Source organism: Pseudoalteromonas sp. SR43-5 (assembly GCF_014163835.1).
Lineage (GTDB): Bacteria > Pseudomonadota > Gammaproteobacteria > Enterobacterales > Alteromonadaceae > Pseudoalteromonas > Pseudoalteromonas distincta.
In genome coordinates, this window is the sequence record NZ_JACJEA010000033.1 from 1 (window position 1) to 17,469 (window position 17,469).

General features: G+C 40.8%; 12 protein-coding genes. 10 read left to right on the forward strand and 2 right to left on the reverse strand.

Going from position 1 to position 17,469, the window contains the following annotated elements; translation table 11 throughout:
* The first annotated feature begins 272 nt into the window (after positions 1-272).
* A complete protein-coding gene (gene hemE, locus H5090_RS16815; RefSeq protein WP_002961084.1) occupies positions 273-1,337 on the forward strand; it encodes a uroporphyrinogen decarboxylase in 1,065 nt (354 codons plus the stop codon).
* Positions 1,338-1,432: 95 nt separating this feature from the next.
* On the opposite strand, the gene sthA is transcribed toward hemE, so the two are convergent.
* Positions 1,433-2,863, reverse strand: a complete 1,431-nt coding sequence (gene sthA / locus H5090_RS16820; RefSeq protein ID WP_007378904.1) for a Si-specific NAD(P)(+) transhydrogenase — start codon at positions 2,861-2,863, stop codon at positions 1,433-1,435.
* Between the two features lie 13 nt (positions 2,864-2,876).
* Positions 2,877-4,010 carry a fatty acid desaturase gene (locus tag H5090_RS16825; protein WP_182696265.1) on the reverse strand — a complete coding sequence of 378 codons (1,134 nt, stop codon included), beginning with the start codon at positions 4,008-4,010 and terminating at the stop codon, positions 2,877-2,879.
* 126 nt (positions 4,011-4,136) lie between these two features.
* Here H5090_RS16825 and fabR point away from each other — a divergent pair, with 126 nt between their 5' ends.
* The 9 genes from fabR to leuB all read left to right on the forward strand — a co-directional run bounded on the left by fabR (position 4,137) and on the right by leuB (position 17,414).
* Positions 4,137-4,760 (forward strand): HTH-type transcriptional repressor FabR, encoded by a 624-nt coding sequence (gene fabR / locus H5090_RS16830; protein ID WP_007582233.1) that lies wholly within the window; start codon positions 4,137-4,139, stop codon positions 4,758-4,760.
* Positions 4,761-4,889: 129 nt separating this feature from the next.
* Positions 4,890-6,077, forward strand: coding sequence for a hypothetical protein (locus H5090_RS16835; protein ID WP_259395120.1), 1,188 nt, complete (start codon positions 4,890-4,892; stop codon positions 6,075-6,077).
* 9 nt (positions 6,078-6,086) lie between these two features.
* Complete coding sequence (locus H5090_RS16840; RefSeq protein WP_182696267.1) at positions 6,087-6,743, forward strand: peptidoglycan-binding protein; 657 nt, start codon at positions 6,087-6,089, stop codon at positions 6,741-6,743.
* Between the two features lies 1 nt (position 6,744).
* Entirely contained in the window at positions 6,745-7,107 is a 363-nt protein-coding gene (locus tag H5090_RS16845) for a hypothetical protein (protein ID WP_182696268.1), read from the forward strand.
* Positions 7,108-7,201: 94 nt separating this feature from the next.
* Positions 7,202-8,272: a PD40 domain-containing protein gene (locus tag H5090_RS16850; RefSeq protein ID WP_182696269.1), complete on the forward strand. Its 1,071-nt coding sequence runs from the start codon at positions 7,202-7,204 to the stop codon at positions 8,270-8,272.
* Between the two features lie 2 nt (positions 8,273-8,274).
* Positions 8,275-12,954 (forward strand): OmpA family protein, encoded by a 4,680-nt coding sequence (locus H5090_RS16855; RefSeq protein ID WP_182696270.1) that lies wholly within the window; start codon positions 8,275-8,277, stop codon positions 12,952-12,954.
* Positions 12,955-13,117: 163 nt separating this feature from the next.
* On the forward strand, positions 13,118-14,194 hold the full coding sequence (locus H5090_RS16860) for a hypothetical protein (RefSeq protein ID WP_182696271.1): 1,077 nt from the start codon (positions 13,118-13,120) through the stop codon (positions 14,192-14,194).
* A gap of 593 nt (positions 14,195-14,787) precedes the next feature.
* The gene (gene leuA / locus H5090_RS16865) at positions 14,788-16,341 is read left to right on the forward strand and encodes a 2-isopropylmalate synthase (RefSeq protein ID WP_002961090.1); all 1,554 of its coding nucleotides are present in this window, start codon (positions 14,788-14,790) and stop codon (positions 16,339-16,341) included.
* The gene (gene leuB / locus H5090_RS16870; protein ID WP_002961092.1) at positions 16,338-17,414 is read left to right on the forward strand and encodes a 3-isopropylmalate dehydrogenase; all 1,077 of its coding nucleotides are present in this window, start codon (positions 16,338-16,340) and stop codon (positions 17,412-17,414) included. The genes leuA and leuB overlap by 4 nt, the downstream gene beginning before the upstream one ends.
* Positions 17,415-17,469 lie beyond the last annotated feature (55 nt).

A 17,469-nucleotide genomic window follows, 5' to 3' on the forward strand; every position in this document is an offset into this window, starting at 1 on the left:
AACATTTATTTTTATTGTTTTAAGATTTTTATTATTGTTTTTGTTAACGCGGGACAAACAATAACAAGGTTTTTGTAATGTTGCAAACATATTAATAAAAAGTTTTAAATGTTATTTATTTTTGTTTATTTTATAGTCAAAATGGATTAAAAAACTCTATTCTATTGATCTACCTCTAGGTAAAGCTGTTTTCGTCCCTAAGCAATAGAGGGTCGGAGAATATGGTGGTACAATCTTGCACAATTTATACAAGTCTTAGGATCATTTACGCCATGAGCGAATTAAAAAACGACCGTTATTTACGTGCACTTGCAAAACAACCTGTTGATGTAACTCCGGTATGGATGATGCGCCAAGCAGGACGCTATTTACCAGAGTATCGCGCTACACGTGCACAAGCGGGCGATTTTATGAGCCTGTGCCGTAATGCTGAGCTTGCATGTGAAGTAACACTGCAGCCACTTCGTCGCTACCCGTTAGATGCCGCTATATTATTTAGTGATATTTTAACGATTCCAGATGCGATGGGTTTAGGTCTTTACTTTGAAACTGGCGAAGGCCCTAAGTTCGAACGTCCTATTTCATCTCTTGCTGATGTTAAAAAAATTCCAAAGTTAGACCCTACAGACGAGCTTGGCTACGTAATGAATGCAGTAAGCACTATTCGTCGTGAGCTTAAAGGTGAAGTACCACTTATTGGTTTTTCTGGTTCACCTTGGACACTAGCAACTTATATGGTTGAAGGCGGTAGCAGCAAAGTATTTGGTAAAATCAAAAAAATGGCGTTTGCAGAGCCCCAAACACTTCATTTATTACTAGATAAGCTAGCTGATTCAGTTATTGATTACTTAAATGCTCAAATTAAAGCAGGCGCGCAATCGCTAATGGTATTTGACTCATGGGGTGGTGTATTAAGCCCGCGCGATTACAATGAGTTTTCATTACAATACATGCATAAAATTGTAGATGGCTTAATTCGTGAGTACGACGGTCGTAAAGTACCGGTTACTTTGTTCACTAAAAATGGTGGTCAATGGATTGAAGCTATTGCAGCAACAGGCTGTGATGCAATCGGTCTTGATTGGACTATTAATATCAGCGACGCTAAGCGCCGCGTGGGTGATAAAGTTGCTCTACAAGGTAATATGGACCCATCTATGTTACACGGTACACCAGAGCGTATTCGCCAAGAAGTCGGCACTATTTTAGAAGACTTTGGTACAGGCAATGGCCACGTGTTTAACTTAGGCCACGGCATTACACCAGATGTAGACCCTGAAAATGCTGGCGTATTTATTAATGCAGTACATGAGCTAAGTGCTAAGTACCATAAGTAATAGTCACTTAAACGAGCTTTAAAACTGTTTAAAAGTAAAAAACCCGCTAAGTTGCGGGTTTTTTGTTACCTATTTATAAAGGCTTTTAAAACTACTTATTTAAATAAGCGATTTAAGCCATTTAATGCCGCAACACGGTAGGCTTCAGCCATGGTTGGGTAGTTAAATGTGGTATTTACAAAGTAGTCGATATTATTGCCACCATTTTTTTGTTCCATAATAGCTTGGCCAATGTGAACAATTTCAGAGGCACGTTCGCCAAAACAATGTACGCCAAGTACTTCTTTGGTTTCGGTGTGGAATAATATTTTTAAACTACCTACTTCAGTACCAGCAATTTGCGCGCGAGCCAAATGCTTAAACTGAGCACGGCCTACTTCATACGGTACTTTAGCGGCTGTAAGCTCTTGCTCGGTTTTACCTACTGAGCTCATTTCTGGAATGGTATAAATACCAGCCGGAATATCAACAATCAGCCTGTCATCGCAGTTACCACATGCAATTGCATCAGCAGCTATACGACCTTGGTCAAACGCAGCACTTGCAAGGCTTGGGTAGCCTATTACATCACCTACAGCGTAAACGTTATCAATTTCTGTTTGGTATGTTTCGTTAACTTTTAATTGGCCACGGCTATCGGCTTTTAAGCCAATGGCTTCAAGATTTAGTGTATCAGTGTTACCAGTACGACCATTAGCAAATAAAATACAGTCAGCTTTTACGCGTTTACCTGATTTTAGATGCATTATAACGCAGTCGTCACGCGTCTCAATTCGGTCAAACTCTTCGTTATGGCGAATAACAATACCGCTATTCCAAAAGTGATAGCTAAGTGCGTCAGATATTTCTGCATCCATAAAAGCAAGTAGACGATCGCGTGTATTAACCAAATCAACTTTAGCGCCTAAACCTTTAAATATTGACGCGTACTCACAACCAATTACACCTGCACCATAAATCAGTACACGATGAGGGTCATGCTCAAGGCCAAGTATTGTGTCACTTTCGTAAATACGAGAATGCGTAAAATCTACCTCTGGTGGGCGATAAGGGCGTGAACCCGTTGCAATAACAATCGTTTTAGCAGTCAGTCGCTCAGTTGAACCATCATTTCGTTTTACTTCAATTGTGTGCTTATCTACAAAGCTCGCATCACCTTGAAACATATGAATGCGGTTACGATCGTAAAAGCTACTACGTAAATTAGATTGCTTAGAAATAACAGAACTTGCGTGACGTAAAATATCAGGAAATGTTAAGCGGCTAGGGCGCTCACCAACATTAAATAACGGATTTGCTTTGTATTCAATATAGCGGCTAACAGAGTGGCGAAGCGCTTTTGAAGGAATTGTTCCCCAATGTACACAACCGCCACCAACTGATTCTTGGCGTTCAATAACCGCTACTTTTTTATCGTTTTTTGAAAGGTTCATGGCGGTACCTTCACCGCCAGGACCCGTGCCAATAATTATTGCATCATATTGGTATGTCACGGGTACTTTTTTTTGTTCTGGTTGTTTGGCCACAGCCACTCCTAAATTAATTAAAAGAGGCTTTTAATAACCTCGCATTAAGTGCTAGCCATGCCTGTTTTTGATTTTCCCAGGCGGCTTCCAACTCATGGTATTGTGCCATTAATGCTGAGCGTTCACACTGCTTTGCCATGTTATTTTTTTTAACTTCTAACACTTGTTTTTGTAGTGAACAATAATTTTGCAGTTTTTTCAGCAGTAAATCGTACTCTTGTTGTAATAATGTAATCTTATCTTGTGCTAAAGGCAATTTTGCAAGGCGCGTTTGCGTTTTGCTCATGAGCGTTTCGGCCTTCGCTTTTTCTATACGCTCAACAGGAGTACGCTTTAATTTATTGGCTAAACCTACAGCTGCTAAAGAGCGGATCATCCATTTTGTTGGGTCGTAATGAAACCATTTAATACCGTTACGGTAGTCGCTTGCAAAAATATGGTGGAAGTTATGGTACCCCTCACCGTATGTAAATAACGCTAAAAAGCCGTTATCACGTGCCGTATTTTTTTCGGTGTATGGGCGAGAGCCCCAAATATGTGCAACTGAGTTTATAAAAAAGGTAAAGTGTTGACTCAGTACTAAGCGTAGTAAACCTGCAAGAATTAACATCCCCCACACATCACCAACCAATAAACCAATTGCTAGAGGCAAGCCTACGTTCATAGCAATCACAAGCTTTAAGTAATGTTTGTGTTGCCACATAACTATTTTATTGCGCTGTAAATCACGACAATTACTATAATCACCGTAGCTATCGCCTTGGTAGTCACGTAACATCCATCCGATATGGCTATACCAAAAACCATTGGTCGCCGCGTAAGGGTCTTTTATTGGGTCGTCAACTTGACCGTGATGTATACGGTGATCGCTACTCCAATGCAATGCACTGTTTTGCAGCGCAAAAGCACCGCCAAGCGCAAAAATAAATTCAACTGCAGGGTGTGCGTTATAGGTTTTATGTGCCCATAATCGATGGTAGCCGGCAGTAATTGATAAGCCCGCATAAAACATGCAGGCTACAAAAGCAATCCAATGCGCGCTGGTAAATCCGTAGCTAATGGCGTACCAAGGTACAAGTGTGGCAGCCGCCAAAAAGGTTAGGCTAAAAAATAGGACGTTTGTCCAAATAATCGGTGGTTTATTCATAATTCTCAATCTCAGCGTACAACTGTAAGCTAAAATAGTATTTCAAACTCTCGTCGTCAAGTATTAGACTGTACAATTGAGCTAATATCACTAAATATTCATATAAAATAATTCAGGGAGCTGTTGATGTCGGGTGTTAGAGCACAACAGAAACAAAAAACACGACAGGCGTTAATTCAAGCGGCATTTAATCAGCTGAGTGCTGATCATAGTTTTTCGAATTTAAGTTTACGCGAAGTAGCACGAGAAGCCGGTATTGCCCCAACGTCTTTTTATCGTCATTTTAAAGACATGGATGAGCTAGGTTTAACCATGGTAGACGAAGCCGGTTTAACCCTTCGCCAACTAATGCGTCAAGCTCGCAGACGAATAGCAAACGATGGCGGCAGTGTTATAAATACCTCAGTGGTTACTTTTATGGAGTTTATTGATAACTCAAGTAACCAATTTAGATTATTACTACGAGAACGCTCTGGGACTTCTAAAGCATTTAGAGCCGCTGTAGCCCGCGAGGTAAAGCATTTTATTTTAGAGCTGGCTCATTATTTAGAAAGTGAAACTAAATGTAATGCTATGCATGCCTATATTCAGGCGGAATCTATGGTAACGCTCGTATTTAATGCGGGTGCAGAAGCGCTCGATATAGAAGGATTGCAACGCGACGAATTAATTGAGCGTGTTATTTGGCAGCTGCGTTATATTACTCGTGGAGCCGGACATTACGTAAGAGAAAACACTGAACAAAGTTAGCAAATTTAAAAATTCATTGTAGATTTTTTGTGCCTATTTCTTTATATTAACGCACTATAATAACGGCATACCTTTTAGCCGTAACTAAATAATAAATAAGTCTCTTATTAAGAGAAAGCGAGGATGCAAATGCTCACCAAGGATCCGGTGAACTTAAATTACCCCCCACTATTTGAACAACCACATAATGAGCCTGAAAATTCAGAGCCTGTGGTTACATTCTCTTATTTAAGTCGTGCTCAGCTTTGCAAACTTCCTAAAGTGTTGCAAAGGCAACTGCAAGACAACCTGTTTGGTGCGCTAGATAAACACCAAGCTGCGCGATTACGCGACGACACTCGGTGCCAATATTGGGCTAAAGACAAAGAGTGGAAAAAGGTACCGTACTCAGTTTTTAAGCAAGCTAGTACACGCCTGGCTGTTTACCCAAAACAAACTCAAGCACCAACAAATTACTCGGGCGCGGTTAATAATGGTTCAATTACATCATCGCAAACAGCGTTGCAAAACAATACTTTTATAAATAACACAGTAATGACGCCAAGCACTTCTGCATTTATAAACAGCCAATCAGCTGCGCAAAATAGTCCGCAATTTATAAATCAGCAAAGTTATAATCAAAAACCTAAAAAAGCAGCGCAACCTATACAACAGCATGCGCCGGCTGTACGCATTTATAAGCCAGAGCTAAACAGCACAATGCTATTAAAAGCGTCTCACACTGTTAGGCAAAATTTTACAACCCACGTACTTAGCGCCGCCGAAACCGTAGAGCAATTAGCACAGCAATATACCGGCTATAAAAATGCCAACTTAATTTACGATTACAACTTAGGTTATAGCGAGCGAAAACCTGCTAAAGCAGGCACAAGCTTAACAGTCCCCAATGGTTGGAAACTCAATATAGAAGGCTCATGCAGTAACAGCCGCAGTGTAGTTATTCAGTGGCAAGGGCCAACAAGTGGGCAAATAACGCTACAACTAGAAAAAAAACGTCCCGACGAAGTCTCGTTTTGGCAGCACTACGCTGAGGTAAAACCGGGTCTTTATAATGTTACGGTGACGGCCAGTGGCGCAACCGACACCACCACATTTACTGTTGAACAACCCACTTTAGCCTACGAAATAGAACTACTCGACGAAGCTGGCGAGCCACAAGCCAACATGGGTTACAAAATACGGCTACGCAACGGCCACATTATTACCGGGCAACTTGATCAAAACGGTTATGCCAACGTATCAGGCCCCGACTTTGAAAACGCTAAAGTCAGCTTTTTTGAACTCGACAGCGAAGATTGGTCTATAGGTAAGGTTTAAGGATACACAATGACCCAACAACACACCGTAGCCCAAGGTGAAACGCTATTGCGCATAGCAAGGCAATACGGCTACCAAACATCTAAAGCGCTTTATAACCACCCAAGCAATGCAGAGTTTAAAGCCCTACGCCCCGATCCAAACTTAATTTACCCGGGCGATAAAATTACGATTCCGCCAAAAAAAGAAAAGTTTATTCCGCTGCGCACCAACAGCATTAATAGTTTTGTTGTACAAAACGAAAAAGAGTATTTTCGCCTGCAAGTATCGTACGACGACGGCGATGACGTAGCCGGTAAACGCGTAGTACTAAATATCGGTAGCCAAACAATAGATACCGTACTGCAAAGTGATGGGCTTATTGAAGTAGAGCTTAATAATAACGACGCTCTTACTGGCACCGTCGATTTATACCTAAATGAAGGCGAAACCACACCAACTAAAAGCTTTAACGTGCAAATAGGCAACCTAGACCCAATAGAAACCCTCTCGGGTGTGCAAGGTAGGTGTAATATGTTGGGCTTTGATTGTGGTACGGTTGATGGTGTTATGGGTCAAAAAACTCGCATTGGTGTAAAAGAATTTCAGTACGAGCACAATCTCGACATAGACGGCATTCCAGGCCCTAAAACCAAAGCAAAACTACAACAAGTATTTGGGAGTTAGTATGAGTGCCCCGCACAGTATGGCAATGGTAGTAAATAACATAAACCCGTTAACTATGGTTAAGCCCGCTTTTGTGTTTATGTATCAGGTTGACCCAAATACGCCAAAGTATGACAAAGAGCAGCTTATACTTATAAATAAACAACATAGTTGGCAGCAAGTACAATTTATAGCCAGTGTAAGGCTTGATTCCACGTGGGTAAAAATAAAATTTACTAATACCCCTCAAAGTGGCAGCTTTGATTTAATGCAAGACCCAAATGATGGCCAGCCAGCTTATTATATTTTCGACAATGTCCCATTCAGTAAGCTTCACGACCAAACGCCAGAATCTGTTTTAATGGCAGAAATAGTAGAAGAGTAAGTACGAGCACTTTGACTCAATAACACAAGTTTTAATGAGTGCGCTTATTTATATTACCTCGTAAATAAGTGCATGTAGTAAAAGGATAGTTTTAATGACGTTTTTAAAAAATCACAGCATGCTTTGCGCCCTCAGCGTTTGCTTTAGCTTATTGCTAAGCGGTTGCTCAGAGCCACCATCGCAAAGTTCACCACAAGTAGAAGTTGATGTTGCTAAATACCCATGGGCTAAGGAGCACAAAAACCATCCAGAGTGGCCACTAGAAATACGCGAAGAGGTGTATGGCGATGCAGATACATTTTCAACCCCACGGTTAATGTTCTGGAATAAATATAAATACAGCGAGGTTTATACGCTTTGGTCATCAAGGTTAGATGGCTCAGACCGGCGCCGTATTATTCCAGAAGAAATTTTTACCCAACTGGAGCCTGCGGGATTGCATCCACCAGCACGCTCACCAGATAACCGTTATATCGCTATTTCGGGCTATATAAATGACCGAGCAACCCGCCAGTTATACGATACTAAAGAGAAAAAGCTAATCACCATGTCAGGCGGGGGGGGCTACCCGTGGTTTAATTGGACGTCAGACAGTAAAAATGTGATTTTTTACTCAGATGGCAAAAACTTTAACTACCATGTATCAACAGGGGAGCTAACCCCACGGCCTCAAATTCACCACAGTGGCGCTGCTTTTTTACTGCCTGGTGATAAAGAGTTTTTAGCGATAAAGCACGATGGCTTTTGGATACATAAGTTTAATGGTGAAATAGTACGCAAAGTTAACTTTGGTTTTCCACGTAAGTGGGAAATGAAAAACCACCGTATTTCACCCGATGGTAAGTACTTAGCGTTTATGACGTATGGTAGAGAAGATTTCCACTTCCATTGGGTGAATATAGCAAACCCTGAAATAGAGCACTCAGAAAAAGGGGAGGGAAATGGCGTAATCTTTTCACTTGATGAAGATGTTACGCTTAAATTTGGCTATAACCCTAGAGGTGAAGTTGATGAAAATAACAAGCCAGTTACTTATAGTATTATTACCCAAACTAATATTTTAACCGGTGAACAGCAGGTAATACGCACTAAAGAAATGAGAATGTGGGGGCTTAGAAGCATAGCACCTATAGCTATTACCAACCAAAAAGCACAGAGTAACTAGTTATGCATGACATTAGCAAAGGAAGTGCCAGCCCAATCGTGTATTTATTAACTGGTTATGTTAAAAACAACACACCCGTGGGTAAATTAACGCCGGTAGCAAACCGAATTGTTATTGCTGAACAACCAAAGTCAGCCACTTATGATACAAAAAAACCTGTTGTATTAAAAACAAATAGCTCCGGTATTTTATCGACAATAAATAGTGACTCATTAGAAGTACGTCAGCCGTTTCATGCCTACATTGCTAATAATCAACGGCCTATTATTATTCCGCCAATGGAATCCATTGGTCTCATTGCCAATAATAACCCTAGTGGGTGGGTTAAAGAGTTTGTTGATAATTTAAAAAATTACAGTAGCTCAAATACGCCGTTATTAGAGTTACAAACAGTCCCTGTTACAAATTTAAAACAGCCTGCAGAAAATAGCGAAGACGACACTTACAATAAGTGGTACGCAAAAGAAATAACTCAAAAAAACGTACAAACTATTCAAGCGTATGTGTTGGCTAAAACGCGAGCAATAATTTTAAGTATTAATCCAAACATCCCGCTTCTTTCTCCCGGCGCAAATATTGTTTTGTCAACACCAGAGGGAAGGGATATACCAGCTACTTTCGACCGCGAAACTAAATTAGCAGTGATATCAGGTACTAACAAGATACTACCCAAAGGGTTGTATAGAATCAAAGTAAGGCTTGATCAAGATACCTACCTAGCTAATATTTCAAACTGGTGTGCCAAATCAGTTCAGTCAGATGATAACTACGATTACTATGAACTCGCCGAAATGATCCGCTTTGATATAAAAAATGAGGCAGGTGAGTTTGATGTAATTAATTGCGATCCGCTTTCGGTTGAAGAGGCAATAATAAAGCAATTTCCTCGCTTTTATAGCCACTTAATAAGCTATGCAAAAGATTTAAAAACCGAGCATGCCACGTATGATCCTAAAAATATTAGTATGAAAGATGAAAGCGGTAAAGAGGTTGGCCGCGCCAAAGTTAGTGATGAACCAATAAAAATAGCCAGTGGCTTTGAGAGCTTTTGCCATGGCTGGTCTGTCGCAAAAGGACGTGCACAATTAGCTGCAGGATTAATAAATACCGATATAACCGCCAGCGCCAGTAACGGTAATTTTACCACTAATGGTAAGTTTGCTTTAGGGAGTAAAATTGCTAAAGCAATACATACTCATTTAAATAAAACAGAAGATAAAACGATTCAAGCAACGCTAGATGCCGTGTTTGCTATGCAAGATGGGCAGGATGCTTGGAAAAAGCTACGTGAAGCTCGCGCAGCCTTTACAACCGATGCTTGGCGGCAAGCACTTGCAGAAAATTTGTGGCGCTTACCAGCTAACACACCAGCAGCAATGGAAAGCTATAATAAAAGTTTAGGTAAAAAGCTTGGCATTCCTAAGGTAGCAATGGATGCAGCAGGCAATGCGCTCAATATAGCTGACTTAACCACAAATATTGCAGCACTTGGGCAAACTACGTTGCAGCAATTTGGTACAAATATTCCTAATTTAGCGCAAGCTAAACGACACTATAAAACGGTTGCTAACGATTATTTTGAGCATTTAAGTGCCAAAGAAATTGTAAAAGATGTAGTAATTGAAGGGACGTTTTCGCTTAATAGCGAGCAAGTAACCGATGATTACCGCAATACCATTTTGCAGCAAAGCGAGGCTGTTATAAAAGCGCTTAAGCAAAATGAGAGCCTTAAAGTGACCGTGGCAGGCCACACCTGCGATATAGGTAATTACGATTATAATATAGCATTATCTGAGCGACGAGCAGAGGCTGTTAAGCACATTTTAGTGACCCAAGCAGGCATTGATGAGGCGCGTATTGAAGTACTAGGGCTGGGTTATGCTCAACCACTTATAAATAATAAAGATGAGGCAAGCCGAGCACAAAACCGCCGTGTACATATTGCCGCCTATGCTATTAGCCAAATAAATGTTTGCCCCTCGCGTGAAGGTATGGATAGCCTAGAGCGTTTTCGTAATTTAACCGTAGCCAATGATATAAAAGTAGATGAAACAGGCGACGATATGGCGTGGCAAATGATTAACATTGCTTTGGGTGTTATGGCATTTATCCCGGCAACAGCTCCCATTGCTGCGGCAGTAGCGGTAGTAAAAGCGCTTGATACTATCGCTACGTCAGCTGCGAATTTAATGGATGAAGCACTCCTCGATAACGCCTGTAAACATTATTATGCAGAAATTCAGCGAGATAAACGCTTAGGCCAAGAGTGTGCTGCTAACCAAGGTATGATGCATGAGCTATTAAGTGAATACAATATAGACGGAAAAACGCAGCAAAGCACACAATGGGCTGCTCAATTTAGGTTGCGCTCAGAGGCCATATCGGGCCTTATGGGGTTGCTGCTAAGGGCGCAGCGTGAAGGTGATAAAAGCCAGTATTATTCAAACTTAGAGCGCTATAAAGTAAAACAATACATAGAAAACTTTTTATTAGGTGATAGCTGGGCACTGCCTAATTTACCTGGTGCATCAATTAGGATGGATACATTTTGGGTATTTTTAATTGATAGCATTACCAGTCAAAAGCAAAGTACCGATGGTGATAAAAAAGCACTTTACGGCTTTAGTGACAACTACAGCTTGCTAGATAAAGCGGCACGTAAAGCCGCAGTTACAGATCCTGAAAACACGCTTTATTTGCAATCACAATCTAACCCGTATGGTTTTTATATGATGACGGTGCCAACAGTAGCGCGTGAGCATAATTATATTACGGCTGAATTTCAAAATTACTTCCCCATTCACACATTTGCCACGCAAGAAAAAGAAGGCAGTAAATACCTCGAAAGCTTTGCAAACACATTTGAGCCGGTGTTTTCTGACTATGGTGAGGCGAGCTATCACCACAGCGCTATATATTATCAAGACCAGACTTCAAAAAAATGGTTGCCAATTATTGCCAATAAACTAAAGCGTTTAACGCCATTCACCCCGATTCGTGTTCTTGTTGTATTTAACGACACGATGACCGGTATTGCACCTATTACATTCGAAGTAACGCGCTGTGATGGCGTAATAAATAACGAACTTGCTTATAAAGAGCTTGTAAGGCCGCTTGTAGAGTCTGAGCTATTAGAGAATGAAAAACATTTTGCAGGAAAGTTTGGTTGTGTATTTACACCATTTTTTCAATTAGGGCCAAAAACGTATTTAGGTACCAAGCCTATGGTGCACGAAGAAGCCTTTTACTCGATTATAAACGACTCTGCACTTGAATATTATCAAGATGACAATTTTTCTGATATGCGTTATTACATTGGTGCACAAGTTGGTAGTAGCAGTAAGGTTGTATTGCCACTAATGGGGGAGCGTAAAGATAATAGTGATGAGATGATTTTTGAGTCTGGCACTGCGGAGGTCCTCTATGCCTTAGGCTTAAAAAACAAGTTTGTGGCGAATGAGTTTTATGTTGATTTAAATACAAAGCGGAATGGTGGTAATGAAGAGTCACTATTAATAAAAGATTTTTTAACGAGCAGTAGCTCAAGCTTTGTATATCCAGAGCTTTTTGCTGGGGAAAAAAGCATTAGAATTTTGGTGCGCTTTGGTGGTGAGGGTAAACCTTATTTAATAACCAGTAAAATACAAAGGCAAGGGCAAGTTATTCGTTTGTTCAAGAGTGAATTTGCTGCCGCACAAAGTTTAGGGTTTAAAGTACGCCAGTTTGGCGATGACATAATATTTGATGACTTTGATTGGAATACCCAAGTCGATATTATGGTTGTAGCGACCTGTACAGAGCTAGAGTCTGATAATTATACCAAAAAATTAATTGGTTTAGATTGGCGTAGTGTGCCATGTGATTTAATACTGCAGCAAACTATTGGTATTAATGATAAAGGCCCGAAGTATCAGTCAAAACTTTGCTATTTAGGCAAGGCTACACGTAATGCAAATAAAGGTTATAAAACAGAGCGTATTTTAAATAAAATGGTGGACATATGGCATGACGATGACTATCAATTTGAGGATAAGTGGTATGACAACCAGTGCAAAATTGATGAGCAGGTAGGCCCAGAGTATGAAGAGTTAATTGAATTATTGAATAACGCAGGCTCTGATAACGAAAAAGGTAAACAGGGTCGAGCGCTGCTTGATTGGCATAATAAAGACGCTGAAGCATTTGCCGGTGAAGAGCAGATTTTTGTTTTTGCTGCAAATTTTAGTTTGAAATATGACTCACCGAAGCGTGTTGAAGTAAACGGCTTAAGGCCTTTTGGAGACATATTTACAAGCCAATTTAGTGATATATTTACTGACAAAGAAGACCGGCAATATACGATGGAGCTAGGTATAGCTAGCTTTAACTCAGCGGGAAATTCGGGCTTTAATTTTAATGATATCGGTTCGATGACCGATAAAATTAGCAACCATGGCTTGCAGTTAAAGTTACCACTACCGAACCCTACAAATAGCAATTTGCCTTGGGGTAAAACACTACCAGAAGCTGATTTAAAAGAATTAGCCGCTGAGCTAAATAGCGATCATTCAACCCCATCACAAAAAGACCTATATAAGCGCTTGTCAGAGGAAGGGTTGACTGAAGATGAAGTGAAACAGTGGTTTGTTGAAGATGCTACAAAGAGGAAAGTAAGGCCGCTAGGAGCTTTTAAAAGCGAATAAATTTATTCGTAATTTAAGTAGTTACTACCAACATAACTGAGCGCAACAGCGCAATTATAGTAAGAATAAAAAAGCTCATGAATATGAGCTTTTTTATTTATTAGGGTATGGGCATAGTGTGCAGAACGGCTCGGTACTTTAACAGTTTAAAAGGATTTTAATAATGACATTTATAAAAAATCACAGCGTGCTTTGCGTGCTCAGCGTTTGTTTTAGCTTATTGCTAAGCGGTTGCTCAGAGCCCTCATCGCAAAGCTCAACAAACACAACTGCCGTTGATGCTGCTAAATACCCATGGGCTAAAGAGCACAAAAACCACCCAGAATGGCCATTAGAAATACGCGAAGAGGTGTATGGCGATGCTGATACATTTTCAACCCCGCGGTTAATGTTCTGGAATAAATATAAAGGCAGCGAGGTTTATACGCTTTGGTCATCACGGTTAGATGGCTCAGACCGGCGCCGTATTATTCCAGAAGAGGTATTTCAAAAGCTTGAATCTATTAGTATACATCCACCAGCACGCTCACCAGATAACCGTTATATTGCTATTTCGGGTTATATAAATGACCGAGCGACTCGCCAGTTATACGATACTAAAGATAAAAAGCTGATTAGCATGTCAGGTGGAGGAGGCTACCCGTGGTTTAATTGGACGTCAGACAGTGAAAACGTCATTTTTTACTCAGATGGCAAAAACTTTAATTACCATGTACCAACAGGGGAGCTAACCTCTCGGCCGCAAATTCACCACAGTGGCGCTGCTTTTTTACTCCCAGGTGATAAAGAATTTTTAGCCATAAAGCACGATGGCTTTTGGATACATAAGTTTAATGGTGAAGTAGTACGTAAAGTGAACTTTGGTTTTCCGAGGAAATGGGAGATGCTGGACCACCGTATCTCACCGGATGGAAAATACTTAGCGTTTATGACTCATATTAGACCAAAAGCGCATTTTCATTGGGTGAATATTGCCAATCCGGAAATAGAGCACTCAGAAATAGGGGAAGGTAATAGCGTGATTTTTTCTTTGGATGAAAATGTCACTCTTAAATTTGGTTATAACGATTTTAAAGAGCCAACTAGTCGAGATGAAATACCTGACATATACAGCATTATTACTAAAACGAATATTTTAACAGGCGAACAAAAAATCATACGAGTAAAGGAAATGGGTATTTGGGGTTTGGACAGATTATCACCAGTAGCGATTACAAACCAAAAAGCACAGGGTAACTAGTTATGCATGACATTAGCAAAGGAAGTGCCAGCCCAATCGTGTATTTATTAACTGGTTATGTTGAGAATAATGAATCGATTCCATCGATATGCAAGTAGGCTCAATATAGCTCAAATCACTTTGACTATTTTGTCGATAAAGTGAGTAATGGCACTTTTTAATTATTAAACATGGGATTACTTTATAAACCCAGATAAAAATAATAAAACTTATCTAATCGGGGATCACTTCAAAGCCGATTTGATTATGGTGACAAGAAGCGTGTTTGGTATTTTTAATCTTTTTATTTGAGGTTTATTGGTTTTTATTTTCTTTATGGTTGTGTTTTGAAGGTGTTTTGTGGAATTTTTATGCTTGCTTCCGTCGCTTTGTAATGTTAAAAATAGGCTTCACTGAACACACACACAAGAAAACAAGATGCATATTATTCGTTTAATTACACTAAAAATTAACCTCTTACTGCTATGGTCAGTGAGCGGGGATTAGTGTGTTTGCATCGAGTTGAACACTAAAAACCCCGCAATTGCGGGGTTTTTTTTATCTCGCGGCTGGGATTAATTGAAATTTGGGTAACATAGGAATGAGGGGCAGTTATGCAAGAGCAAGATAAAGTATGGATTTTTGATACCACCTTACGTGATGGCGAACAGGCGCTTAAAGCAAGCCTTACTGAAGATGATAAAATTCAATTAGCGCATACAATTAGCCGCTTGAATGTGGATGTGATGGAAGTGGGTTTTCCAGTTTCGAGCCCTGCTGATTTTCGCTCGGTGCAACGTATTGCAACCGAAGTAAAAGGCCCGATTATTTGTGGTTTAGCACGCTCAGTTGCTAAAGACATTGAAGCCTGTGGCGAAGCACTTCGCACAGCTCAACAAAGCCGTATTCATACTTTTATTGCTACAAGCCCTTTGCACCTTGAACATAAATTACGTATGAGCCTAGATGATGCAACGGCAATGGCTGTTAAATCAATTAAATTGGCGCGTAACTATACTGATGATGTTGAATTTTCGTGTGAAGATGCCGGTCGTACGCCGCATTGGGATTTATGTAAAATTGTTGAACAGGCAATTAACGCCGGTGCCTCTACTATTAACTTGCCAGATACCGTTGGTTTTGTAACGCCAGATGAGTACGCCGCGATGATCCGCCATTTAATGAATAATGTGCCAAATATTGATAAAGCGCGCTTAAGTGTGCATTGCCACAACGATTTAGGTTTAGCAGTAGCAAACTCGGTGGCTGCAGTGCAAGCCGGCGCACGCCAAATTGAGTGTACTATTAATGGCATTGGTGAGCGGGCTGGTAACTGCTCGCTTGAAGAAGTGGCAATGATCATGAAAATGCGCAAAGACCACTTAAAAGTATACACAGATATTAAAAGTGAAGAAATTTACCGCGCATCTCGCCAAGTGGCTAAAATTTGTAATATGCCAGTACAACCAAATAAAGCGATTGTTGGCGAAAACGCCTTTGCGCATAGTTCTGGCATTCACCAAGACGGTGTATTAAAAGCGCAAAATACTTATGAGATTATGTCGCCAGAAAGCGTGGGTGTGCCAAGTAACCAATTAAATATGACTTCGCGTTCGGGTCGTCATGTTATTGAGCATCGCCTAGAAGAGTTAGGCTATCAAAAATCTGATTACGATATGGATGGCTTATATAAAAGCTTTATTGAGTTGGCTGACCAAAAAGGCACAGTATACGATTACGACCTTGAGGCGATGATTTACTTTAATCAAATTAACGACAAAGACGAAAAATACCAATTAGAATTTGTTAACTCAGCTTCTAACTCACAATCGGTAGCAAGCTCTACGATTGGAATGCGAATTGATGGCGAAGCTAAACAAGAAGCCGCGACAGGTAATGGCCCAGTTGAAGCTTCGTTTGCAGCCATTGAGCGCTTAACCGGTATGAGCGTTGAAATGATTGAATATAACTTAGAAGCGACAGGTCAAGGTGCAAGCTCATTAGGCCAAGTAAATATTATAGCTAAATACGATGGCCGACCTTACCACGGTGCGGGCATTGCAGCGGATGTGGTTGAAGCGTCGGTACGCGCCATGATCCGTGTTTATAACTTAATTTATCGTGCACAAAAAGTGTCTGATTTAAAACAACAAAGGAAAGCAGGATGAGTAAAACAAACTACAGCGTTGCCGTATTAGCTGGCGACGGTATTGGTCCAGAAGTGATGGCAGCAGCAGAACAAGTACTTGATGCTGTGAGCAATAAGTTTGGTTTTACCCTGAACCGTGAGCATTATGCAATTGGTGGCGCAGCAATTGATGAATTTGGTAAAGCATTACCAGAGAGCACACTTGCAGCGTGTGAAAACGCTGACGCTATTTTATTTGGTTCGGTAGGCGGTCCTAAATGGGAAAACCTACCACCAAACGAGCAGCCTGAGCGCGCATCGTTATTGCCGCTTCGTAAGCACTTTGGTTTGTTTTGTAACCTGCGCCCTGCACAGTTATTACCTGCATTAAGTGCAGCGTCACCACTTCGCGCTGATATTAGCGAAAAAGGTTTTGATATTTTATGTGTGCGCGAGCTAACCGGCGGCATTTATTTTGGCGAAAAAGGCCGTAGCGGCGAAGGCGCTGAAGAAGCTGCTTTTGATACGCAAACATACTCGCGTAAAGAAATTGAACGTATTGCTCGTTTTGCTTTTGAAGCTGCAAAACTACGTAGTAACCATGTTACCTCTGTTGATAAAGCAAACGTACTTGCATCAAGCGTATTATGGCGCGAAGTAGTCACCGAAGTAAGCAAAGACTACCCAGAAGTAAGCCTAGATTACATTTACGTAGATAACGCCGCTATGCAGTTAGTTAAACAGCCTAGCCAATTTGACGTACTACTTTGCGATAACTTATTTGGCGATATTTTGTCAGATGAGTGCGCGATGATCACAGGCTCAATGGGCTTATTACCTTCGGCAAGCTTGAATCAATCGGGTTTTGGATTGTACGAGCCAGCAGGCGGTTCAGCACCAGATATTGCAGGTAAAGGCGTTGCAAACCCAATAGCACAAATTTTAAGTGCCGCATTAATGCTACGTTACTCGCTAGGGCAAGACGAAGCTGCTCGCACGATTGAAAAAGCAGTAGCAGAAGCCGTAGAAGCAGGCGTTGGCACACCAGATATATATCCAAATGCAGGTTACAGCACAAGCGATGTGGCAGCCGCTATCGTTTCACGCATTTAATAACATATTAAAGTTGCAGCACCGTTATGCTGCAACTCAAACAGATTAGGGAATT